The sequence below is a fragment of the Massilia suwonensis genome, assembly GCF_042655665.1.
In the GTDB taxonomy this organism is placed as follows: Bacteria; Pseudomonadota; Gammaproteobacteria; order Burkholderiales; family Burkholderiaceae_D; genus Telluria; species Telluria suwonensis.
On record NZ_JBHSMR010000001.1, the window covers coordinates 102,347 to 127,986 of the forward strand.

The following is a 25,640-nucleotide window of genomic DNA, read 5'->3' on the forward strand; positions in this document are numbered from 1 at the left end:
AGACAAGAATGTCCGGCCCAATCAAGCAGATGAAAGCAATCAAGCTTGGCTCCTGGTTGGGTGCATTGCTTTCACTAAGCGTGGGCGTCGGCTTGTACGTCAGTACCAGCCAGGCGATCGAGAACGACGCGCGAACGCGCTTCGACCATATGGCACGCAACGTCCAGTTGATTCTCGACGGTCGCATCAAGACCTATACCGATCTGCTGCGTAGCACGGCCAGCCTTTTCCTCGCCGACGACGAGGTGACGCGCGACGACTTCCGTCGTTATGTGGCAGGCCTCGACCTGCCACATCATTTCCCTGGCGTCGAATCGATCAACTTCGCCCGGCACTTCGCTGACGCCGACCGCGAATGGTTCGAAGCGAACATGTTGCAAAACATCGACGGACGCGGCCGTAATGCCCGGATCACGCCCCCGGGCCGACGCGCCGAATACACGGTGCTGACCTTCGTCGAACCTGGCGAGGCCTGGATCGACCGGATCGGCGTCGATATGCACGCGAAGCCTGGAGGTGCGACGCTCTTCGCGCATTCGCGCGACACTGGCGACGTACTGACCTCGGGCGCCCCGGTGCGTACCGGATCCCTGGTCATGGGTCTCGCGATGCGCTTGCCGGTGTACCGTGGTGCCGTACCTCCGCAGACCGTGGCCCAGCGCCGCGCTTCCTACCTCGGCACACTTGGGATCGGATTCAGCGTCAGCAGTCTCGCCCACGGCGTGCTCGACAACACGCCAAAAAACGCCACACGGCTGGTGATTTCCGGAACCAGCCCGGTCAAGGAAGCCGGCAAGCCGGGCTACTATCGCCGCACCGTATTTTTCGACAACCGACCAGGCTCGCTGCCAGACGAGCAGGCCGAGTTTCGCGCCTTGCTGCCAGTAGGCCTGGGTGGACGCGAATGGGATATCGATTTCACCGTCAGAAAACGCAGCCTGTACTCCTCGCTCGACAGCGCCCTGCCTTGGGTGGCAATGCTGGCCGGGCTGGTCGGCACCGGCCTGCTGTACGCACTGTTCCAGACCCTCAGTTCGTCGCGCCGGCGCGCCATCGGCATCGCCGAAGAGATGACCGGGGAACTGCGGGCCAGCGAAGCGAAACTGCAGAAAACCAACGACAACCTGCGCCGCCTGGCAGCCCATGCCGAAAGTATCAAGGAAAGCGAGCGCAAACGCATTGCACGGGAAATCCATGACGACCTCGGCCAGAACCTGCTGGCGCTACGCATCGAGGTCGACCTGCTGGCTTCACGCACCAACAAACGCCATCCGCGCCTGCATGCCCGCGCGCACTGGATGCTCGAGCAGATCGATGCGACCATCAAGAGCGTGCGCCAGATCATCAATGACCTGCGTCCACATGTGCTCGACTTGGGCCTGACGGCGGCGGTCGACTGGCAGATCGCCGAATTCCAGCGACGCACGGGGGTGGCTTGCGAACTGGTGTCGCATAATCACGACCTGCATGTCAGCGACCGCTGTGCCACGACCTTGTTCCGCATCCTGCAGGAATCGCTCACCAATGTGTCGCGCCACGCCCGGGCTACCAAGGTCCGGGTCGAACTCACGGCCGATCACGAATCGATCTCGATGACCGTCAGCGACAACGGCATCGGCCTCACCAAGGCCGGGGGACAGAAGCCGGGCTCCTTCGGCCTGGTCGGCATCGAAGAAAGGGTCCGTATCCTGGGCGGCAAATGTCTCATCACCAGCGTGGCAAACGCCGGTACCACGGTCCACGTGTCGCTTCCTGCGGCCGACAATCTCCTATCGGTCTCCTACGTGCCGGAACCCCCGGCAGCCCTCCGTCCCGTCTTTGACACCCTGTAGGCGCAAAGATTGCGATCTTGTAGGCCTACTGCCCGCAGCCCTGTAGGCGAATTTGCTACACCAATCTTGTTGACCTCCTCCAACTTGCGCGAAATCAACGATTTTCAGCTGCTTGAGGTGGAAAATTCTCATCAATGCTTCACGTCAATAACGACGGCAGCAGCAAAAATCGAGGAGGCCTACCCATTTGCCAGCACCACTTCATCGCTTGCCGATACGCACACCAAAATAACGATGCAGTAGCCAAAACAAAAGGATAGATCATGATTTCGAATAACGACTTCGCCCTCATTGCCGCGCTGGATTTGAACCCAATTAAAATGAAGCTGATGCACAAGGAATCCGGCGAAGGTTGGTCGCTGGAACGCGCGAGCGCCGTGGAAACCGAATACCGTCGCTTCCTGTACCTGATGAAGGCTTTTCCGCACGAGCAGACGGCGCCGCTGATGGACGTCGATACCTTCTGGCACTACCACATTCTCGACACGATGAAGTACACCCGCGACTGCGAGCAGGCCTTCGGCTACTTCGTGCACCATTACCCTTACCTCGGGCTGGTCGGTAACGACAGTGCGGAAATGCACCAGCAGGCAGGCGAACGCATGCGTCGCCTGTACGAGTCGACCTTTGGCGTGTCGTATGTCCGTCCGCTGCGGACCGACGGCGCACTGGAAGCGGCTGATGTGCAGACAGCATGCGAGCCGGGCGTGAGCGAGGCCGCGAACTCGGCCTGGTGTTTCGGTCCGGATCACCCCAAGGCGGCCGACGTCCAGACCGCATGGTGCTTCGGCCCGGACATCAAGGCAGCGGATGCCCGCACCGCGTGGTGCTTCGGCCCGGACATCAAGGCCGGCAGCGCCCGCACCGCCTGGTGCTTCGGTCCTGACATCAAAGCCGGCAGCGCACGCACCGCCTGGTGCTTCGGTCCGGACATCGTCAAAGCTGGTGACGTGCGCACCGCCTGGTGCTTCGGTCCGGACATCGTCAAGGCCGCCGACGTCCAGACCGCCTGCAGCCCTTTGTCGGCGGTTGCGCAAGCGGCTTGATGGTTCACATGTGTATTGGCCGGCGCGGCAGGGTCGGCCAATACGGCGCGGGCGCAACTCAGCGCATTCTCACCCAGTCACAGCACAGCCTCCATCGCCCCGGCCTCGCCGGGGCGTTTTTTTGTCCTCGAATCAGATACCCTCAACGATCAATCTGGACAGGCTGCGGCCAGTCGACATCACGAGCATTCCGATTTCTGTCAGACAATTCGCGGAGAAATGCGGCGGCATGACAAGGCTGGCTGGAACTCGGCCCGCATGCCCGGACTTGTGAGAAAGCGTCTTGACCAGGGGCCCTCGAGCCGATCAGGACCAGGCTGATGCGCGCAAAATCCGGCGAAAGTGGTCGCAGGAACGCGCGGACGCCGTGGAAACCGAGTACCACTAGCCGGCGGTCCCTCTTTCAGACGCCGGCCGCTCCCGCTTCCGGCGCAATCATCAGCGCGCGCAGTTCGCGAATACTGAAATCGCTGATCTCATGCATGCGCAGCAGGATCGTGGCGCCGATCGGTAAGGTGTTGTGACGGATCTTGCTGATCACCGGCGGCGCCACTTCCAATGCGCGCGACAGCGCAGCGTCGTTCTTCAGGCCGGTCTTCTCGATGATCGCGTCGAGCACGCGGTTAGGGTCGTACTGCGCGCCTTCCGGCAGCCTTCTCACTGGCATATCAATTCTTTCCAATTGTCACAAACCGCAGGTAATTTTTCACAATGTTTCTTTTATAGTGAAAAGTTAGCCTCACCGGCAAAATATGCACCGTTTATGCGGTGATTTTCTATCGGTGGCAATGATAATAGGAAAGTGAATTATTTCTCAAGCAACTACTGCGGATAGCCCACGCCGTGTTGCAGACGCGTCAGCTTTTCTTCTGGCGGGCGCGCAGTTGCTGCCTGCTTTGCGTCTGCACCTTGTTCTGCTTATGGGTGAACAAGGTCTTCGCTTCCTTGCGCGCCTGCTCGACCGTCCGCATTTCTTCGTGATCGTCGTGCGCGACGAAATGGTCGTTGGCTTGCGCGTCGACGACCAGCTTGATGGCCGCGGCATCGTCCAGGTCGTACAGCTCGGTCAGCAGGGTTGCGATTTCGTCGAGGAAGGCTTCGTAGGTCAGGGTCGTCATGCTGGTGCCTTATGGTGGGTGCTTGTCGAAAGGGGGCGCTATTCTATCAGCGCCTGCCGCTGCCCACCGCGCGAGCGCGTGCTGCACGTCCGGATAGCGCAGGCGCACGCCGAGCTCGCGCCGCATGCGCGTGTTGTCGAGGCGGCGCGATTCCGACATGAAGGAGAGCAGCATCGGCGACACCGCCGCGCGCAAGTCCTCGCGCGCCAGGCGCGGCGGCCGCGCCAATTGGTAGGCGTCGGCGACGACGTCGAAATAGTCTCCCATTTTCAGGCGCGTGTCGTCGGCCGCGTGGTACACCCTGCCCGGCAGGCCGCGAAACAGGGCCAGCGCGACGATGCGCGCCAGGTCGTCGGCCTGGATGTGGTTCGTGTAGACGTCGTCTTCCGCGCGCAAGGCCGGCGTGCCTTCGTGCAGGCGCCTCAAAGGCAGGCGGTCGGCGGCGTAGATGCCGGGCACGCGCAGGATGGCGACGCTGCTTCCCGTGCGCACGGCCCAGGCGCGCAGCACGCGCTCGGCATCGACGCGGCGGCCGGCACGCGCGTTCTTCGGCGCCACGCTGCGGGTTTCGTCGACCAGCGCTCCTTGACAATCGCCATAGACCCCGCTCGTGCTGACATAAACGAGGCGTGCCCCCTCGGGTAGAATGGCGGTCAGCCGGCGCGTGCGCAGGTCGACCGCGCCTTCTGTTGGCGGCGGCGCCAGGTGCACGATCCGGGTGGCCAGGCCGCGCAGGCGTGCCAGGCTTTCCGGCCTGTCGAGATCGGCCACGACCGGCACCGCACCCAGCGCGCGCAGCTGCGCAGCGCGGCTTGCTTCGCGCGTGACGGCAAAGACCCGGAAGTGCGGAACGAGTAGCGGCAGCAGGCGCATGCCGACATCGCCGCAGCCGACCAGCAGCAGGCGCGGGCGGCCCAGACGAAATTTATTATTGAAATTCATGTTGAGGATTGTATGACGTTCCAGATCACTGTCCAGCCTAGCGGCACCCAGTTCGCCTGCGAGGCCGACGAAACCGTGCTGTCGGCCGCGATCCGCGCCGGCGTGGGCCTGCCGTATGGCTGCAAGAACGGCGCCTGCGGTTCGTGCAAGGGCAAGGTCGTCGGCGGCAGCGTCACTCACAAGCCGCACCAGGCGCGCGCCCTGTCCGAACAGGAAAAGCTGGGCGGCATGTCGCTGTTCTGCTGCGCACTGCCCGAAGGCGACGTCGTGATCGAAGCGCGCGAAATCGGCGGCAGCAGCGATTACCCGATCCGCAAGATGCCGACCCGGGTGCAGTCGATCACGCGTGCCGCGCCGGACGTGGCCATCGTCACCCTGCAGCTGCCGGCCAACGAGGCGCTGGCCTACCGTGCCGGCCAGTACGTCGAATTCCTGCTCAAGGACGGCAAGCGCCGCGCCTACAGCCTGGCCTGCGCGCCGACCCTCGAGCGTCCGCTGGAACTGCATATCCGCCACCTGCCGGGCGGCCTGTTCACCGATCACGTGTTCGGCGCCATGAAGGAGCGCGACATCCTGCGCTTCGAAGGACCGCTGGGCACCTTCTTCCTGCGCGAGGAGTCGGACAAGCCGATCGTGCTGCTGGCCTCGGGCACCGGCTTCGCGCCGGTGAAGGCCTTGGTCGAGCACCTGATGCATTTGAAGTCGACGCGTCCGGTACGCCTGTACTGGGGCGGCCGCCGTCCGCAAGACCTGTACATGGACGAGCTGTGCCAGGCCTGGACCACGACCATGCCGGACTTCCAGTATGTGCCCGTGATTTCCGACGCGCTGCCGGAAGATGGCTGGACTGGCCGCACCGGCTATGTGCACGCGGCTGTGATGCAGGACATTCCGGACCTGTCGGGCTGGCAGGTGTATGCCTGCGGCGCGCCGGTGATGGTCGATGCGGCGCGCACGCAGTACGTGGCGCAGTGCGGGCTGCCGGCGGAGGAGTTTTATGCGGATGCGTTCACCACGGAAGCCGATCTCGCGGCGGACTGACTTGTAGGGTGGGCGCCCCGTGCCCACCAGATCGATGAGCAAACGTGACGCATGCATCGGTGGGCACAGGGCGCCCACCCTACAGCAGCAACTTGCCGTTTCAGGCACAATTGACAGCTTCTCGCCAGTCAATGTTCCTCATTCATGTCTTTGCTCTCGTCTTCCAGCGGCCTCGCCGTCCTGCGCAACCGTAATCTCTCCTTTTATCTTTCCTCGCGCTTCCTCGGCACCCTGGCCGTCCAGATGCAAAGCGTGGCCGTCGGCTGGCAGGTGTACCAGATCACCGGCAGCCTGTTCGACCTGGGCCTGATCGGGCTCGCGCAGTTCGCGCCTTTCCTGGTGCTGATCCTATGGGCCGGCCATGTGGCCGACCGCCATGACCGGCGCAAGATCATCGTCGGCTGCATGCTGACCCAGCTGCTGGTGAGCGCGCTGCTGCTGGCCTTTACCGCCAGCGGCAGCCACGTCGTCTGGCCCGTGTTCGCGGTGCTGGTGCTGTTCGGCAGCGCGCGCGCTTTCATGATGCCGGCCTCGCAGGCCGTGCTGCGCAACCTGGTGCCGGACAAGGATTTCGGCCAGGCCGTCGCGCTCGGCTCCTCGACCTTCCACGTGGCCGTCATTGCCGGTCCCGTGCTGGGCGGGCTGCTGTACACCTTCGGGCCGACCGTCGTGTACATGATTTCCGCCGCGCTGCTGATTGTCGCCACCTTGCTCATGGCCTCGACCACCAGCGCGCCGCAGGTGCGCAGCACGCAGCCGGCCAGCTGGCATACCCTGCTCGAAGGCCTGCGTTTCGTGCGCTCGCGTCCGATCGTGCTGGGCGCGATCTCGCTCGACCTGTTCGCCGTGCTGTTCGGCGGCGCCACCGCCCTGCTGCCCGCCTATGCCCACGACGTGCTGCACGCCGGCCCCACCGCGCTCGGCTGGCTGCGTACCGCCCCCGGCGCGGGCGCCGCGCTGTGCTCGATCGCGCTCGCCTTCGTGCCGATCCGGCGCCACGTCGGCGCCTGGATGTTCGGCGGCGTCGCCGTGTTCGGCCTGGCCACGCTGACGCTCGGCTGGACCGACCGGTTCCCGGTAGCCCTCGTCGCCCTGTTCCTGCTGGGCGCGGGCGACATGGTCAGCGTCTACGTGCGGCACCTGCTGGTCCAGTATGAAACGCCGGACGAGATCCGCGGCCGCGTCAGCGCCGTGAACGCCGTCTTCATCGGCGCCTCCAATGAACTGGGCGAATTCGAGTCCGGCGTCACCGCCGGCTGGTTCGGCCTGACGCGCGCGATCTTGCTGGGCGGCGCGGCGACCCTGGTCGTGACGGGACTGTGGACCGTGCTGTTCCCGGTGCTGTCGAAGATGGACCGTTTTCCGCATCACAAGGAAGAGGCGAAGGTCTAGTCTCCCGGACGCGTCGAAAAATGCAAAAAGTGTAAGATCGGCTCCAAGATCTTTGATAAGGGAGCCATCTTTATGCAAATCAATGTTAATACCGACCGTACTATCGACAAACACCAAGGTCTCGATGAACACGTGCAATCCGTCGTCGAGAGCTCGATCGGCCGCTTCCAGGACCAGGTCCACCGCGTCGAAGTCCACCTGAGCGATGAAAACAGCCAGAAAGGCGCCGACGGCGGCAGCCGCTGCATGATGGAAGCGCACGTCGCCGGCTATGCGCCAGTCGTCGTCAACGAACACGCGGACAACCTGCACCAGTCCGTCACCAGCGCCGGAAACAAGCTCAAGCGCGCGCTCGACAGCGCCCTGGGCCGCCTGGCCGACAAGGCCAAGCGCGAGCCGGTGCCGCTGGGCGATGCCGACGGCGATCTCGCCCCGGAGCAGGCCAAGAACCTGACCAGCGGCATGTAATCGTTGCGGATGCAAACGAAGCGCGGCCTGGCCGCGCTTTTTCTATCCCTCGAGCATCGCGCGCAGCTGGCGCAGATAGCGCAGCCCGGCCAGCGCCCGGCTGCCATACCAGGACATCATTTCCCCATCGACCAGGAACACCGGAATGCCGAGCTGTTTTTCGAGCGCGTCCGCGTGTGCTTCGGTGAAGCGGTAGGGTTCGGTGGACAGCAGTACCGCGTCGAGCTGGCCGACCAGTTCCTCCGACCACGCAAAACGCGGGTAGCGGGCGCTGTCGGGCAGCGCCGGCAAACTCCAGCCGAGTTCGGCCAGCATGCGCGCGATATACGTGTCGCTTGAGACGCTCATCCACGGATCCTGCCAGATGCAGTACAGCACCGTGCGCGGCGGCCCTGCCCGCTCCTGCTTCAGCGCCGCGTACTCGGCCTCGAAGTCCGCGCACCAGCATTCGGCCGCCTCCTCCACGCCGAAGATGCCGCCCATCAGCCGTGCCAGGGCCAGGTTGTCGCGCGGCCCGAGTGGATGGGTAACGACCAGGTGCGGCACGAAGGCAGCCAGGGCGTCCGCCGTCGGCTTCTCGTTCTCGTCGATGTTGACGATCACGTGGGTCGGCGCCAGCTTGCGGATCTTCTCGAGATTGACGTCCTTGGTGCCGCCGACTTTGGGGATCGCCGCGACCGTATCCGCGGGATGGATGCAGAAGCCGGTGCGTCCGACCAGCAAGTGGGCCAGGCCCAGGTCGCACAGCAATTCGGTGATCGAGGGAACCAGCGAGACGATGCGCGCGCCGGGCGCTGGAGGATGGGCGACGCCGAGGGCGTCGATGCGGTGTGCGAGGGGTGCGGTCATGGCCGCTATTGAAACACTCCTGTTTCCGAAATACCAGCGGGAACGCGGCGGCGAATGGTTTATTATGCATGCTTATTTCCCTACAAATTCCTGCTACCAGCGAGCACGCGGAGGAACGTTTTGAAACTGATCGGAGCATTTCGGGATTCGGGCTACACGGTGGACCAGCTGGAGCTGTTCCGCGGCGCGGACACGCAAGCCGTGACGACGGCGCTTGCCGATTGCGAAGTGGTGCAGGTCGCCGCCGGCGAACCGATCGAGGATCCGGTGCGGGCACGGCTCTACATCGTGCTGACCGGCGTGCTCGAAGTCGAGACCGATGGCCACACCGGCAGTTCCGACGGCAACGTCAACCGCATCTTGCCGGGCGAAAGCGTGGGCGAGCAATCGGTGCTGGACGACGCCGCCAACCTCGACGCCGTGCACGCGGTCGAGGAAACGCAGTTGCTGGTGATCGAATCGGAGCTGGCCTGGGAATTGATCGACCATTCGAACGCGGTGGCGCGCAACCTGCTGCGCCTGATGTCCTTCCGCATCCGCGCCGCCAACGCCCTGCTGCGCCGGCGCCAGAAGCTGGGCGAGTTCTACCGCCAGCTCTCGCTGAACGACACTCTGACGGGCCTGTACAACCGCACCTGGCTGGCCGACATGCTGCCGAAACTGGTGGCGCGCGCCCGCGCCCAGGGCAGTCCGCTGTCCCTGCTGATGGTCGACCTCGACAATTTTAAAAAGTTCAACGACACCCACGGCCACCTGGTCGGCGACGCCGCCCTGTGCGCGGCGGCAAATGCCATCCGCGACGGCCTGCGCCCGTCCGACTTTGCCGTGCGTTATGGCGGCGAAGAATTGATGGCCGTGCTGCCGGAAACCAATGCCGAACTGGCCCACATGGTGGCCGACCGCCTGTGCCAACAGATGCGCGAGGTGGTGCTGTTCCCCGACATGCGGGTGCCGATGCCGCACCTGACGGCCTGCTTCGGCGTGGCCGTGCTCGATCCTGAAGGCGATGAAATGAGCCTGATCGAAGCGGCCGACGCGGCGCTGTACCGTGCGAAGGAAGCCGGCCGCAATTGTGTGAGCGTTTGATTGGTGTGGGCGTTTGATTGACGGATCGCGACCGCGCACCGACAATCCGTGCCACGCTGGACGCTTCAGCACGAAGGCACACACAATAAAACGATGAGCACACACACTTTCCTCTGGCACGACTACGAAACCTTCGGCGCCCAGCCGCGCCGCGATCGTCCGGCGCAGTTCGCCGCGATCCGCACCGACGCCGAGCTCAACGAGATCGGCGAGCCGCTGATGCTGTTCTGCCAGCCGGCCAACGACTACCTGCCCGATCCGCAGTCCTGCCTGATCACCGGCATCACGCCGCAGCAATGCCTGGAGCAAGGCGTGCCCGAACACGAGTTCGCGCGCCAGATCGAGGCCGCCTTTGCGGAACCGGGCACGATCGGCGTCGGCTACAACACGATCCGCTTCGACGACGAAGTCACGCGCTTCCTGTTCTGGCGTAATTTGCTGGACCCGTATGCGCGCGAATGGCAGAACAATTGCGGCCGCTGGGATCTGCTCGACGTCGTGCGCATGACCTATGCGCTGCGTCCTGAAGGCGTCACCTGGCCGACGCATCCGGACGGCCGCCCCAGCTTCCGCCTCGAGGACCTGACGCGCGCCAACGGCCTCAGCCACGACGCGGCGCACGATGCGCTGTCCGACGTGCGCGCGACGATTGCCCTGGCACGCCTGATCCGCAGCAAGCAGCCGCGCCTGTTCGACTTCTGCCTCGAGTTGCGGCGCAAGGACAAGGTTGCCAGCGAAATGGGCCTGCACCTGGAACGCAGCACGCGCCAGCCATTCCTGCACGTGTCGGGCATGTTCCCGGCCGAAAACGGCTGCCTGGGCCTGGTCTGGCCGCTGGCCCAGCATCCAAGCAACAAGAACGAAATCCTGGTCTGGGATTGCCGCCACGATCCATCCGAGTTGTTCGGGCTGGACGTCGACACGATTCGGCAGCGCATGTTCACGCGCAGTGCCGACCTGCCGGAAGGCGTGACGCGCTTGCCGATCAAGAGCGTGCACCTGAACAAGTCGCCGATGCTGGTCGGGAATCTCAAAACCCTGAGTCCGGCGATGGCCACGCGCTGGGGCATCGACCTCGAGCAGGCCAAGGTCCACGCCCAGCTGGCGGCCAACGGCCCCGACATGACGGCGGTCTGGGCCCAGGTCTACCAGAAGCCTGCGGCAGGCAACGAGACCGATGTCGACGAGGATCTATACGGCGGCTTTGTGAGCAACAACGACCGCCGCAAGCTGGAATCGCTGCGCATGCAGACGCCGGCGCAGCTCGCCACCGCCCGTCCCTCCTTCGAGGACGCGCGCCTGGACGAGCTGCTGTGGCGCTACCGAGCGCGCAATTTCCCGCAGACTTTAAATGAGCAGGAAATGGAAAGCTGGGAAGAGCACCGGGCGGCGCGCTTGTTCGACGGCGCCGGCGGGGCGCGCACGGTGGATCAGTTGTTTGGGGAAATCGATGCGCTGTCGGAGACGGCGGACGAGCGGGCCGAGGAAATCCTCGGTGCGCTGTATGAATATGTAGAGGCGATTGCGCCGAGCAGGTATTGAAGGTCGTGGGGCTGTCGCCTGCCCTGCTATCGGTTGGATGAATCCGCGTGGGCACGGAGTGCCCACCCTACGGGACACGCTACGTATCCGGTTTTCGTGTGACCTTGCCGTTGACGGCGACCGTAGGGTGGGCACTCCGTGCCCACGCCGATCATGCTTACCACGACCGGCACAGGCAACAGCCCCCTGTCAGCACATCATCCCCGATACCGGTTGATCTCGTCGCGCGTCTCACGCGCAACCCGCCGCGCCGCGGCCGCAAAATCCTCACCCTCCTGCGCCGCCGCATACAAGATTGCGCGCGAAGAATTGATCATCATCCCCGTCCCGTTCGCCGTGCGACCTGCACGCACGGTCGCAGCGACATCGCCCCCTTGCGCACCGACACCCGGCACCAATAAAGGCATGTCGCCGATGATCTTGCGCACCTGCGCCAGTTCTTCCGGGAAGGTCGCCCCCACCACCAGCGCGTACTGGCCGTTGCGGTTCCACTTCTCGGCCACGAGTTTCGCCACGTGCTGGTACAGCGGCACCCCGCCCACATCCAGAAATTGCAGGTCCGAGCCGCCCGCATTCGAGGTGCGGCACAGCACGATCACGCCGCGGTCGGGCCAGTCGAAATAGGGCTCGACCGAATCGGAACCCATGTAGGGGCTGACCGTGACGGCGTCGGCGCCGTAGCGCTCGAAGGCTTCGCGCGCGTACTGGTGCGCGGTGGCGCCGATGTCGCCGCGCTTGGCATCGAGGATCAGGGGAATGTGCGGGTAGGTTTCGCGCAGGTAGCGGCAGATGGCTTCCAGCTGGTCTTCGGCGCCGAGGGCGGCGAAATAGGCGATCTGCGGCTTGAAGGCGCAGGCGAGATCGGCCGTGGCGTCGATGATGGCCTTGCAGAACTGGACAATCGCGTCCGGTTGATCCTTCAGGTGCGTGGGGAAACGCGCCAGGTCCGGATCGAGTCCTACGCACAGGAGCGAGTCGTTGCGGGTCCAGGCCGCGGAGAGTTTATCGATGAAATTCACGTCCAGCCCCTTGTCAGTAGTCGTTGCAAACCCATTATTGTACCCGCCGCATGGGCCGCGGTGGCACGACGGGCGCGACCGTGCGACCGCCAACGGGCGACTCCTGTATATTTTTATTCATTCGACAACTCGCAATGGACAGGACATCATGACGTCTTCCGTATTCTCGCGCTGGACCCGCCTGCTGGCGGTCGCCGCCCTGGCAAGCTCGCTGCTCTCGGGCTGCGGCTACAACGAATTCCAGACCAAGGACGAAGCCACCAAGGCCGCCTGGGGCGAAGTGGTCAACCAGTACCAGCGCCGCGCCGACCTGATTCCGAACCTGGTGAACACCGTCAAGGGCTACGCCTCGCACGAACGCGAGACCCTGGAAGCGGTCACCCGTGCGCGCGCCGCCGCCACCAGCTTCCAGATCACACCCGAAGTACTGAACAACCCGCAAGCCTTCCAGAAGTTCCAGCAGGTGCAGGGAGAATTGTCGAGCGCGCTGTCGCGCCTGATGGTCGTGTCCGAGAAATATCCGGAACTCAAGGCCGACACCAGCTTCCGCGACCTGCAGTCGCAGCTGGAGGGTACGGAGAACCGCATCACGGTCGCGCGCCAGCGTTATATCGCCTCGGTGCAGGACTATAACGTCACCGTACGTAAATTCCCGACCAACCTGACCGCGATGATGTTCGGCTACGAAGCCAAGCCTTCGTTCACGGTCGAGAACGAAAAAGCGATCTCGACCGCACCGACGGTCAACTTCGGTAAGTGACGATGCGCTTCCTACGACCACTCTGGCTGTTCGTGCTGGCCTTCATGCTGGCCGGCGCGGCCCAGGCCCAGCTGAAACCGGTGCCGACGCTCACCAGCCGCGTCACCGACGAGGCCGGCATGCTCGACGCCACCCAGCGCCAGCGCCTGGAAGCGGTGCTGGCTGAGCACGAAGCCAAGAGCGGCAACCAGATCGCGGTCCTGCTGGTGAAGTCGACCGAACCGGAAGCGATCGAGCAATACGGCATCCGCGTGGTCGAGGCCTGGAAGCTGGGGCGCAAGGGCATCGACGACGGCGTGCTGCTGCTGGTCGCGCGCGACAACCCGAGCTCGCTACGCCGCCTGCGCATCGAGGCCGGACGCGGGGTGCAGGGCGTGCTCACGGATGCGCAATCGAAGCGCATCCTGCAGGACGTCATCGCGCCGCACTTTCGTCAAAACCATTACTACGAGGGCCTGGTCGCAGGCGTGGGCGCGATCGCCACGCTGCTGAACCGGGAGCGATTTCCCGAGCCGGCACCGCAGGTAAGCCCTGCAAACACGGCCCAGGCAGAACAAGGAGGCGGGATCGGTATGTTTGGCATCTTGATGTTGATCTTTGGTTTCATGCTGGTGCGCTCGATGTTCAAGCCGCGCCGCTCGCGCCTGTCGCGCGGCGGCTGGGGCAGCAGCGGCGCCACCGGATTCATTCTCGGCAGCATCCTGAGTAATGCAGGACGCGGCGGCGGCGGCTTCGGCGGCTTTTCCGGCGGTGGCGGCTTCGGCGGCGGCGGCGGTGGTTTCGGCGGCGGTGGCGGCAGTTTCGATGGCGGCGGCGCCTCGGGAGACTGGTGATGGCGGACCACATGACCCACGAATCCTTCGGGCAGCGCTGCGGCCGCGTGCTGCGGCACTGGCGCAGTAGCAAGGCCGACGCCCAGCGCGCCTTCCCCGACAGCACGCTCGAAGCCGTCGCCCAGGCGATCACAGCGGGCGAGCAGACCCACCGCGGCGAAGTGCGCTTCATCGTCGAAAAATCGCTGCCGACCGACGAGGTCTGGGACGGCGTGACCAACCGCCAGCGCGCCCTCGCCCTGTTCGCCGACTACGGCGTCTGGGACACCGAGGACAATTGCGGCGTGCTGATCTACGTGAACCTGGCCGAGCATAAGGTCGACATCGTGGCCGACCGCGGCATCGACCGCAAGATCGACGCCGCGACCTGGCAGGCCGTGTGCCGCACCATGACCGAGGGTTTCAGGCAGGGCAATTACCGTGATGCCACGCTCGCGGCCATCGAACAGGTGAACACGCTGCTGCGCACGCATTTCCCGGCCAACGGCGCCCGTCCCAACGAATTGCCCGACAGCCCGATCATGCTGTGAGCGCCGGCTATCACGGAGACAGGGCCGCCGTTAGAATGACGGCAACCTCATTCTGTGAAAGCCTGCCATGAAACTCGAAAACAAGATCGCCCTCGTCACCGGCGCCGGCCAGGGCATCGGCCTGGCCTGCGCCCAGCGCCTCGTGCGCGAAGGCGCGCGCGTGATGCTGGCCGACGTGCGCCCGGAAGTGGCCGAAGCCGCCGCCGCGCTAGGCGACGCCGCCCGCTACTTCGTCGCCGACGTCAGCCAGAAAGCCGACGTCGACGCCCTCTTCCAGGCTACCTTCGAAGCCTTCGGCCGGATCGACATCCTGGTCAACAACGCCGGCGTCACCCATGCGGCCGACTTCCTCGACCTGCGCGAGGAAGACTTCGACCGCGTCATGCGGGTCAACCTGAAGTCGATGTTCCTGTGCAGCCAGGCGGCCGCGCGCGACATGCTCACGCGCCAGAACGGCTGCATCATCAATATGTCGAGCGTGAACGCCGAACTGGTGATCCCGAACCAGGTGCCCTACGTGATCTCGAAAGGCGGCGTCAACCAGCTCACGCGGGTGGCGGCCGTCAGCCTGGCCCAGCACGGCATCCGCGTGAATGCCATCGGTCCGGGCACAATTTTGACCGAACTGGCGAAACAGGCCGTGCTGTCCAGTCCGGAAGCGCGCCACACCATCCTCTCGCGCACGCCGCTCGGACGCTGCGGCGAGCCGGAAGAAGTGGCCGCGATTGCCGCCTTCCTCGCCAGCGACGACGCCTCCTACATCACCGGCCAGACCCTCTATGCCGACGGCGGGCGCCTGCCCCTGAACTACACGGTGCCGGTGCGCGAATGAACGCCGCTACGCAAGCAAACTCAGCCATATTCACAATTCGCATGTCTGGTATCTGAATATACAATTAGACAAATATATGGCGGCGCAACATAATGCACCTGTCTCCACTATTCTCCTCCAAGAAAATAGTTTTAAGCCCGCCACGAAGCGGGCTTTTTTTTGCGCCTGCACCAGGGCAGTACTTCCCGTATTGATAGATTCTCATCGGTGAAATTCGTTCGTCCCAGCGCTCTCATGCTTGCGCTAGGTCATACTCGGGTCACAATCCCTGCCTATACTGGATTCATCTGCGGTACACGCAACCGATATGCCTGACTGCAGACAGGTGTGCAACGCAAACGCGTTGCGCACCCACCGAACAAAGTCTCTTGGCCCGATCTTGGGTTGTGCCCACCTCTCTCTCCGGTGGGCATTTTTTTCTTTGGCCCTACCCGTATTGTATAAATATGAAGACCGGCCCTTGCGGCCTGTCGACTTTTGACTATGATGAAGTTCGCGCATGTCACGAAGTGCTCGCAAGCGGGATTGCCGTCAAGATTCCAAGGCGAGCGCTGCCATACACCAGACAAAGGGAGCCGGACCGATGAATTTTCAACTTTCCGAAAAGCACACCCAGCACGAATCCGCCAGCCGCCGCCAGCACGAGCATGTCGATTGCCTGGTACTGAGCGAGCTCAACCCACTGGTCGTGGTCGACCATCTCGACGGCGAGCACGCGCCGCTCACCCTCCTTACCTTCGGCAGCGTGCGCGAAGTCTGTCCGAAATGCCAGCAAGGCAAACTCAAGCTCGTCCTGCGCCAGACCTCGGTGCGCATGGCTCACCTGTTTTGCGCCGAATGCGAAAGCTGCTTCGACGCGCGCTATGCCGACGGCGCCCCGGCGCTGACCATCTGATCCCCCGTTGTAACCCGACCGTGCGGGCGCGCGGTCGCATGCCGTGATATGGTTGCTGTTTTGCCATTTCGCACGCCATGCTGCCGCTTCTTCACCTCGCCCTCCTCGATCCGCGCCTCAACCGGCTGCGCCATGCCGCCGCGATCGTCCTGTTCCTGGCGATCGTGATCGCCGGGTCGATTCCGGGCGCGCGGGCCGACGTCGGCGAATACGCATCCGGCCTCGTGCTGCATTCGACGGCCTATGCCGTGCTCGCCCTGCTCTGGTTCACCGGCAGCCGCGGCAACGGGAGCGCCAGGGCGCGCGCGACCGTGCTGACGATCGCCGTCATGGGTGCGATCGACGAATCGGTACAGAGCTTCTTCCCCTACCGCGGCGCCGACGTGCACGACTGGATGGTCGACGTCAGCGCGGCCCTGGTCGTCAGCGCCATCCTGTGGGCGCTGCTGCCGAAAGCGGCGCAGGAACGCAGTTAAGGGCAGCTGAGCCCGGCACCAGCACACATTTCCCCACACCACCTCTCCTTGATCTGGCTCATGTGATACCCGAGTCGGCTGGAACGTCGTGCCCGATTGTCCCTCTTACCGGAGTGGCAGACGTCATCGTCACGCATACCCACTGACAAAATCCAACGGAGGATCAATCATGAAACAACAACATCAGAGCATGGTCCTGGCGGGCTTGCTGGCCATGGCGCTCGGCCTGTCCGGCTGTGCCAGCATGCGCGGCGGCAGCGATGCGGGCGGCGGCGACACGTCAAGCAGCGGCGCCAGCGGCAGCAGCAGCTCGCCCGGCACCAGCAGCGGCAGCTCGAGCACGGGCGCCACCGGCAGCGACGCCGGCGGCATGTCGGGCACGGGCGCCGGCACCAGCTCGGGTTCCTCGGGGACCACGGGTACTTCCAGCAGCAGCGGCTACGACCAGTCCAGCAGTTCCGGCAGCACGACCCAGGGCAGTGCGACCGGCGCAAGCGCCGATGCCGCCAGCGGCAGCTCCCAGGCCGGCAGCGCCACCGGCAGTTCCAGCGGCGGTGCAGCCGCGGCCAGTTCCAGCCCGAACAGCACCGTGGTCTCGATCGAACTGGTACCGCGTCCCAGCAGCGGCGTGGGCGGCTCGGGCGCGACCGGCAGCAGCGGCGCCGGCGCCACGGCCAGCTCGATGAGCTCCGACCGCGTCTACCGCGTCACGCTGCGCATGGACGACGGCAGCACCCAGGTCGTGACCCAGGAAACCACGCCCGACTTCCGCAGCGGCGACCGCGTGAACCACAGCAGCGGCACCATTCAGCGCTGATGCGAGCACCATCCACCTGAGCATGCCCGGCGGCTGGGCGACCGAGAGTCACCTGGCGGCCCGTGGCCAAGCGCCGCCGCCGGTGTGCGCGTTCAGGTCGGTCCGGCGCGTTCCTTGTTATCGTCCATACCCTCGCCGCTGGCCTCGTCCTTGGCCGGCTGCAGCTGGGCATTGCGTGTCGCCGCCGAAATCACCTCGAACGGCAGCTTCGGCGTACGGTCGGCGTTCAGCAGACCGTTCGCTTCCTGGAAGGTGTCGGCGAACTGGGTGTAGCAGAAGCCGCTGAACATGAAGGTTTCGTTCACCACCTTCAGCAGGCCGCGGTACAGGTTGTGGAAGCCCTCGGCCGTGGTCGAGCGCGAGTAGCCCCAGGTGCCCTCTTCCGGCGTGCCCCGGGTATCGTAGGCGATGCCGCCGAACTCGGTCAGCACGATCGGCTGGCCGCGGTGCGGGAAGCCGTCCAGGGTCAGGATGCGTCCGCCCGGACGCCGCTGGTCGAACAGGGTGCGCACCGGGTCGCTGACTTCGTAGCGCGCCTTGACCTTTTCCGGGTCGCAGTCGTAGTCGTGGATGCCGAGGATGTCGGTGGCCGAGGCTTCCCAACCGTCGTTGCCGATCACGGGGCGCGTCGCGTCCAGTGTGCGGGTCAGGTGGTACAAGGCCTCGACGGCATTGCGATGTGCCTGCGTCAGGGTCAGGTTCGGCACGCCCCAGGATTCGTTGAAGGCGACCCAGACAATGATGCAGGGGTGGCTGTAGTCGCGGTCGATCGCCTCGGTCCACTCGCGCACCATGCGCGTGATCGCCTTCGGGCTGAAGCGGTAGGCCGAAGGCATCTCTTCCCAGACCAGCAGGCCGAGTTTATCCGCCCAGTACAGGTAGCGCGGGTCTTCGATCTTCTGGTGCTTGCGTACGCCGTTGAAGCCCATCAGCTTGGCCAGTTCGACGTCGCGTTTCAGATGGTCGTCCGAGGGGCCGGTGAGGAAGGATTCCGGCCAGTAGCCCTGGTCGAGCACCAGGCGCAGCTGGTAAGGCCTTCCATTGAGCATCAATCGGTCGCGGTTGATCGCGAACGAGCGCAGCGCCGTGTACGACCTGATGCGGTCGACCACGCGGTCGCCGCAGCGCAGCGTCACCTCGGCGTCGAGCAGGGTCGGACGTTCCGGGCTCCACAGCAACTCGTTACGGGAATCGTCGATGCCCGGGTCGGACAGCGCGATCTTGCGGTTCGCTTCGCCGCCCAGCAGCTTGTAGTGGTCGTCCGCCAGCAGGTGTTCGCCATGCCAGATTTTGACTTCGACGAACATGTCGTCGCGGATCTCGCCGCCGGCAAAGACTTCGCAGCCGATCTCGAAGGTCTCGAAGATCGGGGTCCATTTGAGCTTGTTGATGAAGGTCTTCTCGACCTGCTCGACCCAGACCGTCTGCCAGATGCCGGTCGTGCGCGGATACCAGATCGAGTGCGGTTCCAGCAGCCAGTCCTGCTTGCCGCGCGGCTTGGCGAGGTCGGCCGGGTCATCCTCGACGTACACGGTCACCAGTTGCTGGCCATCGGCCTTCATGGCCGAGGTGATGTCGGCCGAGAACGGCGTATGGCCGCCCTCGTGCTCGGCCACCAGCTGGCCGTTGACCCAGACCCGCGCCGCGTAGTCGACGGCGCCGAAGTGCAGGATGGTGCGGCCTTCGGTCGGCATCACGGTGAACTCGCGTTCGTACCAGCAGACGCGGTGGAAACCCGTGTCGGCGATACCGGACAGTTTCGTCTCCGGTGCGAAGGGCACCTCGATCTCATGGGTCCAGGCGGCGACGTCGCCCGGCAGCTTGAAGCGCATCTCGTCGTCGAAACAGAAGCGCCACTTGCCGTTCAGGCTGATCCAGTTGTCGCGTACCAGTTGGGGACGGGGATATTCAAACTGACTCATTGTTTTCCTTTCCTTCATGCGGAACCGGGATCAGGAGCCGGCCCTGGCGTCCGTTCTTGTTGTATTCATTAAGCGCGGCCTCGGCCGCCCGTTGTGCGTATCCGGCCTTGCACAGCGCCACGCAGGCGCCGCCGAAGCCGGCGCCGGTCAGGCGCGCGCCGACCACGCCTTCCTGCGCGCGCAGCAGTGCGCACAGTTCGTCGAGTTCGGGAATCGAGACTTCGTAATCGTCGCGCAGGCTGAAGTGCGATGCATCCATCAACTCGCCGAAGCGTTCGAGCGAGACGCCGTTCGCCGCTTCCAGCACGCGCAGGTTTTCCTGCACCACGTGGCGCGCACGGCGGCGCAGCGGCTCGGGCAGGGTCTCGACCGAGGCCGGATCCTGTACGTCGCGCAGGGCCGTCACGCCCAGCTTGCGCGAAGCCTCTTCGCATTCGGCGCGCCGTTCGTTGTACTTGCTGCCGGCGAGCTTGCGCGCGATGCCCGAGTCGATGACGATGATCTCGGCGTCGGGCGGCAACGGCGCGAGCCGGTGTTCCAGCGTGCGCGCATCGATGAACAGCATGTTCGATTCGTCGGCGAGACTCGAGGCCATCTGGTCCATGATCCCGCAGTTCACGCGCGCGAATTCGATCTCGGCGCGCTGGGCGATGCGCGCCAGCTTCACGTCGTCGAGTTCGAAGCCGAGCATCTGGCGCAGCGCGCGCAGGGTCGCCACTTCCAGGGCGGCGCTGGAGGACAGGCCGGAGCCGACCGGCACGTCGGTCGAGACCCAGACCCGCAGCGGCGGCACCTGCACGCCCTCGGCTTCGACCAGGCGGATGCAGCCTTCGATGTAGCTGCCGAAGCCGGACGGCGCGCTGCCTTCGGGCGCGAAGGTGACGTTGGCATCGAGCGTGCTCGAATAGAACACGAAGTGGCCGTCGTTGCTGCGGCTGAGCGCCACCGTGGTGCGCTGGGGCGTCGCCACCGGCAGCATGTAGCCGTCGTTGTAGTCCGTATGCTCACCCAGCAGGTTCACGCGTCCGGGCGCGGAAGCATTGACCTCGGGTGCGCCGCCAAAAAAGGAATCGCTTGTCACCATCAGTTCGTCTCCAGCCAAAGGGGCCGCTGGCGGCCATGCACGGTCACGGCGGGCCACTGCGGATCCAGGGTGATGTTCTCCAGTCCCTGCGGCCCGAGGAGGAAGGTGTCCTCGATCTTCAGGCCGTCAAAGCTGGGGTTGAATGCGAAGGCCATGCCCTCTTCCAGTTCGGTCGCCGTGCTGGCGGTGGCGACGATTTCGCGCGCCAGGTAGCCGGTGATGCCGCCCTGGTGGTGCTCGTTGATCGCGTCCTGGCGGTCGGCATGCTTGTAGGCCGCGTCGAAGGAGTGGTACACGGCGGACAGGGATTTGCCGGGCGTGACCGTGGCAAGACCCGTGGCCTCGACTTCCATCAGCGCGCGCTGGTCCTGCGGGGCCGGGCCGAAGCTGACAAAACGCGTCAGGTTCGCATACAGGCCATGGCGGCGCGCGCAGAACACGAGCATGGCGCGCGCGCCGATCGGCTCGTGCGAAGGCGTCGGATGGCGGTAGAGCGGCAGGCGCCGCTCGCCCGCGGCCAGCACCAGGGCTGGATGAATACCACGCCGCCAGAGCGCGGCCGCGCCGGCGCCGGCCAGCTGGTATTCGGTCCATTCCGGACGCGCCGCGTGCATGACTTCGGTCATGGCTTCGGCCGCCTCGCGTCCCAGCAGGCGGTAGCGCGCCTGCTCGGCATCATTGAGCACCAGGCGGCGCTTGAGCAGGCTGGTGGGCAGCGGCTGCTCGCCGTTGCGCGGACGGTCCGACAGCACCGGACGCTCGCCGGCCAGGCCCAGCACATAGCGCTCGCGCAGTTCGACCTGGGCCCAGGGCGTGACGTGGAAGGTAAAACCCGCCGGGACTTCTTCCTCGCGCAGGCGCGCCACTTCGATTTCGTCGGTGAGGACGACCGCTTCCTCGCGCGTGACCAGCACTTCGGCCACGCCCGTTTCCATCGTGTGCAGCACTGCGCTCGATCCGCCCGCGGTGACCCAGGCGAACCAGTCGCTGCCGCGCAGGCAGATCGCCGCGGCGCCGCTGCGTTCCAGGCATTCGCGCAGCACGGCCAGCTTGTCCGCCACCTCGGCGGCGCGCTCGAGGCCGCTCATGCGCCCTCCTCGATCGTCACATTCACGGCCTGCAGTTCGGCCGCCGTATTTTCGGGCAGCACGTCCATCGCGAACATGCCGGCGCCCAGCTCGGTGCCGGCCAGGTATTTCAGGCGATCGCGCGAGCGGTAAGGCGGATAGAACTGCGCATGCAGCTGGGTTTCCGGATGCGCCGCGCCATCGGTCGGCGCCTGGTACCAGGCCATCAGGTAAGGGAAAGGCCGGTTCCACATGGTCTCGTACTTCAGCAGCACGGTCTTCAGGCAGCGTGCCAGGCTGGCGCGCTGCACGTCGGTCAGCGACGCGAAGTCCTGGCAAGGCCCGGTCGGCATGACCCAGACCTCGTAGGGATAGCGCGCGCAGGCCGGCACGAAGGCGACGGCGTGCTCGTCCTGGTAGAGCACGCGGCGGCCGTCGGCGATTTCGTTCTTCGCCATGTCGCACAGCAGGCTGGTGCCGTGCTCGAGATAGTATTCGCGCTCCTGGGCCAGCATGCGCGCCGGCACCTGGGGCACGAAGGGATACGAATAAATCTGGCCGTGCGGATGGTGCAGCGTGACGCCCACCTCGGCGCCGCGGTTCTCGAAGGGCAGCACGTATTCGATGTGCTCCCTGGCGCCGATGCGGCGCGTGCGGTCGCCCCAGACCTGCAGCAGCAGCTCGATGCGCGACAGCGGCAGGTGCACCAGGGCCGTGGTCGGGTCCTGGGTAAACACCACCACTTCGCAGTGGCCGTTGGCCGGCGCGGTCGGTACCGTCAGGTGCGGCGGATCGTGCGATTCGAGCGCCAGCGAAGGGAAGCGGTTGTCGAACACGGCCACCTCGTAGTCGCCCGGCGGCAGTTCGGTCGGGTTCGCGGGGTCGCGCGTGACCGCCAGCGGGTTGTATTCAGGCGGCGGCAGGAAAGTGCGGTTCTGGCGGAAACCGGCATAGGTCACCCACTCGCCGCGCAGGGGATGCCAGCGCAGGTGCGGATTGGCATTCATCGGATCGGGAAACGGGCTGGGCGCGACGATCCCGTCCGGAATCGGCCGGTTGCTGTAGAGGGTCAGGTGTCGTCCGTCGGGCTTTGTCAGTTCTTTACTATGCATGGCAACGCTTCATTTCGGCAGATCACAGGCACACATGCGCACGCAAGTCGGCAGCTCCTGCATACGCGGCTAGGAAATGATCCTAACATGGCGTTTACGCCACATTTTCCGAGCAGAACGTATGTTTTTTCCAACAGTTAATGCGTTAGCGGACGAGCTGGAACGAGTGCCATGCAAGGCCTGCGTTCTCTCCTATGAAAACGCTGCGCAGGGCTGTTTCGGCCTGGCGTGCACAGCCGATTTTGTAGGCCTATACCTACAAAACGATTAGAAGTATTTACGGGGTTTGGCAAGACAAACACTTACAAGCTCAACCGGAGCGAAGAGCGGCAGGAAGGAACGCCGGCGCAGCAGCGCCGGCGTTTCGAATAAGAGCGCCTAACAAAAGCTTCAGGGCAAGGCGCACCGTCGAAGACAGTACAGACGTACGGCGAGACGGTGCAACGCAGCCATGGAGATTTTGTTAGGCGCTCTAAGGCTTACTTTGCCAGTTCGGCCAGCACGGCCGTGTACATCTGCAGGTTCAGCAGCAGCTGCTTGAGCGTGATGAACTCGTGTTCGGAGTGGCCGGTGTACACCTGGCCCGGCATGCCTGGACCAAAGCTGACCGCGTTCGGGAACAGGCGCGAGTTGGTGCCGCCGCCGATCGCCACCGGTTTCGGGTCCTTCATGCCGGTGAAGTAGGAGAACACGTTCATCAGCACCGGCAACTGCGGCGCGTCGAGGCGCTGCCAGGGTTCGCCGGTCCGCACGGTGACGTTCGCCAGTGTCAGGTTGCGGCTCTGCCAGCCATCGATGGCCGCCCTGGCTTCGCCCGTCAGCTGCTCGATGCTCTTGCCGCGCGGACGGCGCAGGTTGATCGAGACCTCGATCCCCTCGTCCTTCTGGCGGATCACGGTCGGGGCCACCGTCATCGGGCCCATGAAGCTGTCGCGGTAGGCGATGGCGCCGAACTTCTCGCCGTACAGGCCCGTGCCCACCAGCTCGTTCAGGTAGTTCACCGCGGCGCCGGCCGTCGTGTTCGGCCAGGGACGCACGGCCAGCGCATCGGCCAGCATCGCCACGGCATTCACGCCGTCCTCGGGTTTCGAGGAGTGGGCAGACACGCCGTGTGCGCTCACTTCCAGCTCATTGCCCTTGCGCGTGAATTCGTAGCGCATGCCTTCCTGCTGGGCGCCGCGTGCGCGCACCTGCGCTTCGATCTCGGGCGTCGCGTTGGCGATGGTGGCCGTGGCGTCTTCCGGGATCTGGCTGCCGAAGAAGCCGCCGCCGAAGGCCGCGATGTGCGGCTCGCCCGCAGCCGGCACGACGGCGCCTGCTTTCGGGAAGGTGACGGCGATCGTGCCCGAGGCCTTTTCGGCCACCACCGCCGGATACTCGGCGTCGAGCGTGATGTTCATCTGCGGCGGCTCGTGGGTTTTCAGGAAGTCGACCAGCGGCTGCCAGTTCGATTCCTCGCCCATGTACACGTACAGTTCGATGCGCTTGGACAGGGGCAGCTGCTGGTCCTTCAGCGCCTTCATTGCATACAGGGCGGTGGCGATCGGTCCCTTGTCGTCCTCGGCGCCGCGCGCCAGCAGCTTGCCCGGTTCGCTGGTCTGGTCCAGCACGAAGGGCGACTTCTTCCACTTCGACGGATCGACCGGCTGCACGTCGCCGTGGGTCACGATGCCGACCCGCTCCTCCCCTTTGCCCATGCCGATGACGACCACCCAGCCGTGGTCGGCGAAGTCGAAACCGAGACGGCTTGTCTCGCTTTTCAGGTAGTTCTTGAAGGCGATGTGCTGCGGGTCCTGGTCGGACGGGATCTTGGGATCGGCCACGGTGTTGAAGCTGACCAGGCCGGCCAGGGTCTTGACGACGTCCGTACGGTAGGTGGTGACGGCATACTTGGCGGCCTTCACGGCGGCGGGGCTCGGCGCCGCCGTCTTCGGTGCAGCGTGAGCGTGCAGGGCGCAGGCCAGCAGCAGGCTGGCGAGAATCGTTCTTTTCATGTTCTTCAATGTCTCCATTGCATAGGCGCAACGAGTCTAGCACAGCGTCCGGCGGCAGGCAGGCGCGCAATCCGGTATCGTTGCAGCCAAGGACAACACCAACAACGAGGCAAGACATGAGCGACAAACTGGTACGCCGCATCCACCCGGCGATGCGCGACGATATCGGCGACCTGATCACCCAGCGGCCGGTGCCCTCGCCGCACCTGGACCAGGTCGATCCCTTCCTGTTCCTGAACCACCACGGCCCGCAAACCTATGCGCCGCATAACCGCGGCCTGCCCTTCGGCCCGCATCCGCACCGCGGCTTCGAGACCGTCACCTTCATCCTCGAGGGCATGCTGATGCACAAGGACAGCGCCGGCTACGAGAGCATCATCCGCGCCGGCGGCGTGCAGTGGATGACCGCCGGCAGCGGCCTGATTCACGCCGAGATCTCGCCGCCCGAATTCCTGCAAAGCGGCGGACGGCTCGAGATCCTGCAGCTGTGGGTCAACCTGCCGCCGCACCTGAAAATGACCAAGCCGGCCTACACCGGCCTGCAAAGGGACGAGATTCCCGAACTGTCGCTGGACGGCGGGCGCGTGACCATGCACCTGACGGCGGGCGAATGGGAAGGCCGCAAGGGGCCGGTGGAGTCGCTGACCTGCGTCTTCATGAGCACCGTCGCCTTCCAGCCGGGCGGACGTCTGCGCGTGCGCGGTCTCGCACGGCGCAACGTTTTCCTGTACGTGGTGCGCGGCGCGCTCGAAGCCGGGTCGGCGCAGGACCGCATCAGCGCCTTCCACCTGGTCGAATTCGGCAGCGAGGGCGACGAGCTCGAGATAACGGCGCTGGAAGACAGCGTGGTCCTGCTCGGCCACGCCGAACCGATCGGCGCGCCGGTGGTGTCGCACGGGCCCTTCGTGATGAACTCGCGAGGCGAGATCGAGCAGGCGATTCGCGACTACCAAGCCGGCAAGTTCGGGCCGCCGATGTAAACC

General features: G+C 64.9%; 25 protein-coding genes. 15 read left to right on the plus strand and 10 right to left on the minus strand.

Translation table 11 applies throughout. The features are described 5' to 3' along the window. Positions 1-8: 8 nt before the first annotated feature. Positions 9-1,832: a CHASE domain-containing protein gene (locus ACFPQ5_RS00495; RefSeq protein WP_379750825.1), complete on the plus strand. Its 1,824-nt coding sequence runs from the start codon at positions 9-11 to the stop codon at positions 1,830-1,832. Positions 1,833-2,095: 263 nt separating this feature from the next. Beyond that, positions 2,096-2,878, plus strand: coding sequence for a glycine-rich domain-containing protein (locus tag ACFPQ5_RS00500; RefSeq protein ID WP_379750827.1), 783 nt, complete (start codon positions 2,096-2,098; stop codon positions 2,876-2,878). 403 nt (positions 2,879-3,281) lie between these two features. Here the strand turns inward: ACFPQ5_RS00500 and ACFPQ5_RS00505 are convergent, their stop codons facing one another. The 3 genes from ACFPQ5_RS00505 to ACFPQ5_RS00515 all read right to left on the minus strand — a co-directional run bounded on the left by ACFPQ5_RS00505 (position 3,282) and on the right by ACFPQ5_RS00515 (position 4,938). After that, on the minus strand, positions 3,282-3,545 hold the full coding sequence (locus ACFPQ5_RS00505) for a hypothetical protein (protein ID WP_379750829.1): 264 nt from the start codon (positions 3,543-3,545) through the stop codon (positions 3,282-3,284). A gap of 190 nt (positions 3,546-3,735) precedes the next feature. After that, positions 3,736-3,987: a hypothetical protein gene (locus ACFPQ5_RS00510; protein ID WP_379751611.1), complete on the minus strand. Its 252-nt coding sequence runs from the start codon at positions 3,985-3,987 to the stop codon at positions 3,736-3,738. 18 nt (positions 3,988-4,005) lie between these two features. Then, positions 4,006-4,938, minus strand: coding sequence for an NAD-dependent epimerase/dehydratase family protein (locus tag ACFPQ5_RS00515; protein WP_379750831.1), 933 nt, complete (start codon positions 4,936-4,938; stop codon positions 4,006-4,008). 12 nt (positions 4,939-4,950) lie between these two features. Between ACFPQ5_RS00515 and ACFPQ5_RS00520 the strand changes: the two genes are divergently transcribed. The 3 genes from ACFPQ5_RS00520 (at position 4,951) to ACFPQ5_RS00530 (ending at position 7,839) form a co-directional block, all read left to right on the plus strand. Beyond that, positions 4,951-5,979 (plus strand): CDP-6-deoxy-delta-3,4-glucoseen reductase, encoded by a 1,029-nt coding sequence (locus tag ACFPQ5_RS00520; protein ID WP_379750833.1) that lies wholly within the window; start codon positions 4,951-4,953, stop codon positions 5,977-5,979. A 144-nt stretch (positions 5,980-6,123) separates the two neighbouring features. Then, positions 6,124-7,371 carry an MFS transporter gene (locus tag ACFPQ5_RS00525; RefSeq protein WP_379750835.1) on the plus strand — a complete coding sequence of 416 codons (1,248 nt, stop codon included), beginning with the start codon at positions 6,124-6,126 and terminating at the stop codon, positions 7,369-7,371. Between the two features lie 72 nt (positions 7,372-7,443). Further along, entirely contained in the window at positions 7,444-7,839 is a 396-nt protein-coding gene (locus ACFPQ5_RS00530; protein WP_379750837.1) for an HPF/RaiA family ribosome-associated protein, read from the plus strand. Positions 7,840-7,881: 42 nt separating this feature from the next. On the opposite strand, the gene ACFPQ5_RS00535 is transcribed toward ACFPQ5_RS00530, so the two are convergent. Next, complete coding sequence (locus ACFPQ5_RS00535; protein WP_379750839.1) at positions 7,882-8,688, minus strand: helical backbone metal receptor; 807 nt, start codon at positions 8,686-8,688, stop codon at positions 7,882-7,884. A 120-nt stretch (positions 8,689-8,808) separates the two neighbouring features. On the opposite strand from ACFPQ5_RS00535, the gene ACFPQ5_RS00540 reads away from it, so the two are divergent. Both ACFPQ5_RS00540 and sbcB read left to right on the plus strand, forming a co-directional pair. After that, positions 8,809-9,774, plus strand: a complete 966-nt coding sequence (locus tag ACFPQ5_RS00540; protein WP_379750841.1) for a GGDEF domain-containing protein — start codon at positions 8,809-8,811, stop codon at positions 9,772-9,774. A 93-nt stretch (positions 9,775-9,867) separates the two neighbouring features. Continuing rightward, entirely contained in the window at positions 9,868-11,316 is a 1,449-nt protein-coding gene (gene sbcB / locus ACFPQ5_RS00545; RefSeq protein WP_379750843.1) for an exodeoxyribonuclease I, read from the plus strand. Positions 11,317-11,513: 197 nt separating this feature from the next. On the opposite strand, the gene pyrF is transcribed toward sbcB, so the two are convergent. Beyond that, a complete protein-coding gene (gene pyrF, locus ACFPQ5_RS00550) occupies positions 11,514-12,335 on the minus strand; it encodes an orotidine-5'-phosphate decarboxylase (protein ID WP_379750845.1) in 822 nt (273 codons plus the stop codon). Positions 12,336-12,483: 148 nt separating this feature from the next. On the opposite strand from pyrF, the gene ACFPQ5_RS00555 reads away from it, so the two are divergent. The 7 genes from ACFPQ5_RS00555 (at position 12,484) to ACFPQ5_RS00585 (ending at position 17,478) form a co-directional block, all read left to right on the plus strand. Beyond that, positions 12,484-13,095: a LemA family protein gene (locus ACFPQ5_RS00555; RefSeq protein ID WP_379750847.1), complete on the plus strand. Its 612-nt coding sequence runs from the start codon at positions 12,484-12,486 to the stop codon at positions 13,093-13,095. 2 nt (positions 13,096-13,097) lie between these two features. Continuing rightward, on the plus strand, positions 13,098-13,928 hold the full coding sequence (locus ACFPQ5_RS00560) for a TPM domain-containing protein (RefSeq protein ID WP_379750849.1): 831 nt from the start codon (positions 13,098-13,100) through the stop codon (positions 13,926-13,928). A gap of 11 nt (positions 13,929-13,939) precedes the next feature. After that, on the plus strand, positions 13,940-14,458 hold the full coding sequence (locus ACFPQ5_RS00565) for a TPM domain-containing protein (RefSeq protein ID WP_379750851.1): 519 nt from the start codon (positions 13,940-13,942) through the stop codon (positions 14,456-14,458). Between the two features lie 67 nt (positions 14,459-14,525). Next, complete coding sequence (locus tag ACFPQ5_RS00570; protein WP_379750853.1) at positions 14,526-15,290, plus strand: SDR family NAD(P)-dependent oxidoreductase; 765 nt, start codon at positions 14,526-14,528, stop codon at positions 15,288-15,290. Positions 15,291-15,873: 583 nt separating this feature from the next. Next, a complete protein-coding gene (locus ACFPQ5_RS00575) occupies positions 15,874-16,185 on the plus strand; it encodes a hypothetical protein (RefSeq protein ID WP_379750855.1) in 312 nt (103 codons plus the stop codon). Between the two features lie 77 nt (positions 16,186-16,262). Continuing rightward, positions 16,263-16,661: a VanZ family protein gene (locus ACFPQ5_RS00580; RefSeq protein ID WP_379750857.1), complete on the plus strand. Its 399-nt coding sequence runs from the start codon at positions 16,263-16,265 to the stop codon at positions 16,659-16,661. 169 nt (positions 16,662-16,830) lie between these two features. Continuing rightward, the gene (locus ACFPQ5_RS00585; RefSeq protein WP_379750859.1) at positions 16,831-17,478 is read left to right on the plus strand and encodes a hypothetical protein; all 648 of its coding nucleotides are present in this window, start codon (positions 16,831-16,833) and stop codon (positions 17,476-17,478) included. Positions 17,479-17,570: 92 nt separating this feature from the next. Here the strand turns inward: ACFPQ5_RS00585 and ACFPQ5_RS00590 are convergent, their stop codons facing one another. The 5 genes from ACFPQ5_RS00590 to ACFPQ5_RS00610 all read right to left on the minus strand — a co-directional run bounded on the left by ACFPQ5_RS00590 (position 17,571) and on the right by ACFPQ5_RS00610 (position 24,657). Next, the gene (locus ACFPQ5_RS00590; protein WP_379750861.1) at positions 17,571-19,400 is read right to left on the minus strand and encodes a glycoside hydrolase family 2 protein; all 1,830 of its coding nucleotides are present in this window, start codon (positions 19,398-19,400) and stop codon (positions 17,571-17,573) included. Beyond that, positions 19,387-20,484, minus strand: coding sequence for a galactokinase (galK, locus tag ACFPQ5_RS00595; protein ID WP_379750863.1), 1,098 nt, complete (start codon positions 20,482-20,484; stop codon positions 19,387-19,389). Before galK ends, ACFPQ5_RS00590 begins: the two co-directional genes overlap by 14 nt. Then, positions 20,484-21,572 carry a M24 family metallopeptidase gene (locus ACFPQ5_RS00600; protein ID WP_379750865.1) on the minus strand — a complete coding sequence of 363 codons (1,089 nt, stop codon included), beginning with the start codon at positions 21,570-21,572 and terminating at the stop codon, positions 20,484-20,486. The genes galK and ACFPQ5_RS00600 overlap by 1 nt, the downstream gene beginning before the upstream one ends. Further along, positions 21,569-22,663: a galactose-1-phosphate uridylyltransferase gene (galT, locus tag ACFPQ5_RS00605; RefSeq protein WP_379750867.1), complete on the minus strand. Its 1,095-nt coding sequence runs from the start codon at positions 22,661-22,663 to the stop codon at positions 21,569-21,571. The genes ACFPQ5_RS00600 and galT overlap by 4 nt, the downstream gene beginning before the upstream one ends. A gap of 479 nt (positions 22,664-23,142) precedes the next feature. Continuing rightward, a complete protein-coding gene (locus tag ACFPQ5_RS00610) occupies positions 23,143-24,657 on the minus strand; it encodes a dipeptidase (protein ID WP_379750869.1) in 1,515 nt (504 codons plus the stop codon). Between the two features lie 116 nt (positions 24,658-24,773). On the opposite strand from ACFPQ5_RS00610, the gene ACFPQ5_RS00615 reads away from it, so the two are divergent. Next, positions 24,774-25,637 carry a pirin family protein gene (locus ACFPQ5_RS00615; RefSeq protein ID WP_379750871.1) on the plus strand — a complete coding sequence of 288 codons (864 nt, stop codon included), beginning with the start codon at positions 24,774-24,776 and terminating at the stop codon, positions 25,635-25,637. Positions 25,638-25,640: the final 3 nt, after the last annotated feature.

Bases quoted from the DNA above. Each gene is read 5' to 3' on its own strand.
- ACFPQ5_RS00495 (WP_379750825.1), top strand. From the start codon at position 9: ATGTCCGGCCCAATCAAGCAGATGAAAGCAATCAAGCTTGGCTCCTGG.
- ACFPQ5_RS00500 (WP_379750827.1), top strand. From the start codon at position 2,096: ATGATTTCGAATAACGACTTCGCCCTCATTGCCGCGCTGGATTTGAAC.
- ACFPQ5_RS00505 (WP_379750829.1), bottom strand. From the start codon at position 3,545: ATGCCAGTGAGAAGGCTGCCGGAAGGCGCGCAGTACGACCCTAACCGC.
- ACFPQ5_RS00515 (WP_379750831.1), bottom strand. From the start codon at position 4,938: ATGAATTTCAATAATAAATTTCGTCTGGGCCGCCCGCGCCTGCTGCTG.
- ACFPQ5_RS00520 (WP_379750833.1), top strand. From the start codon at position 4,951: ATGACGTTCCAGATCACTGTCCAGCCTAGCGGCACCCAGTTCGCCTGC.
- ACFPQ5_RS00525 (WP_379750835.1), top strand. From the start codon at position 6,124: ATGTCTTTGCTCTCGTCTTCCAGCGGCCTCGCCGTCCTGCGCAACCGT.
- ACFPQ5_RS00530 (WP_379750837.1), top strand. From the start codon at position 7,444: ATGCAAATCAATGTTAATACCGACCGTACTATCGACAAACACCAAGGT.
- ACFPQ5_RS00535 (WP_379750839.1), bottom strand. From the start codon at position 8,688: ATGACCGCACCCCTCGCACACCGCATCGACGCCCTCGGCGTCGCCCAT.
- sbcB (WP_379750843.1), top strand. From the start codon at position 9,868: ATGAGCACACACACTTTCCTCTGGCACGACTACGAAACCTTCGGCGCC.
- ACFPQ5_RS00555 (WP_379750847.1), top strand. From the start codon at position 12,484: ATGACGTCTTCCGTATTCTCGCGCTGGACCCGCCTGCTGGCGGTCGCC.
- ACFPQ5_RS00560 (WP_379750849.1), top strand. From the start codon at position 13,098: ATGCGCTTCCTACGACCACTCTGGCTGTTCGTGCTGGCCTTCATGCTG.
- ACFPQ5_RS00565 (WP_379750851.1), top strand. From the start codon at position 13,940: ATGACCCACGAATCCTTCGGGCAGCGCTGCGGCCGCGTGCTGCGGCAC.
- ACFPQ5_RS00570 (WP_379750853.1), top strand. From the start codon at position 14,526: ATGAAACTCGAAAACAAGATCGCCCTCGTCACCGGCGCCGGCCAGGGC.
- ACFPQ5_RS00575 (WP_379750855.1), top strand. From the start codon at position 15,874: ATGAATTTTCAACTTTCCGAAAAGCACACCCAGCACGAATCCGCCAGC.
- ACFPQ5_RS00580 (WP_379750857.1), top strand. From the start codon at position 16,263: ATGCTGCCGCTTCTTCACCTCGCCCTCCTCGATCCGCGCCTCAACCGG.
- ACFPQ5_RS00585 (WP_379750859.1), top strand. From the start codon at position 16,831: ATGAAACAACAACATCAGAGCATGGTCCTGGCGGGCTTGCTGGCCATG.
- ACFPQ5_RS00590 (WP_379750861.1), bottom strand. From the start codon at position 19,400: ATGAGTCAGTTTGAATATCCCCGTCCCCAACTGGTACGCGACAACTGG.
- galK (WP_379750863.1), bottom strand. From the start codon at position 20,484: ATGGTGACAAGCGATTCCTTTTTTGGCGGCGCACCCGAGGTCAATGCT.
- ACFPQ5_RS00600 (WP_379750865.1), bottom strand. From the start codon at position 21,572: ATGAGCGGCCTCGAGCGCGCCGCCGAGGTGGCGGACAAGCTGGCCGTG.
- galT (WP_379750867.1), bottom strand. From the start codon at position 22,663: ATGCATAGTAAAGAACTGACAAAGCCCGACGGACGACACCTGACCCTC.
- ACFPQ5_RS00610 (WP_379750869.1), bottom strand. From the start codon at position 24,657: ATGAAAAGAACGATTCTCGCCAGCCTGCTGCTGGCCTGCGCCCTGCAC.
- ACFPQ5_RS00615 (WP_379750871.1), top strand. From the start codon at position 24,774: ATGAGCGACAAACTGGTACGCCGCATCCACCCGGCGATGCGCGACGAT.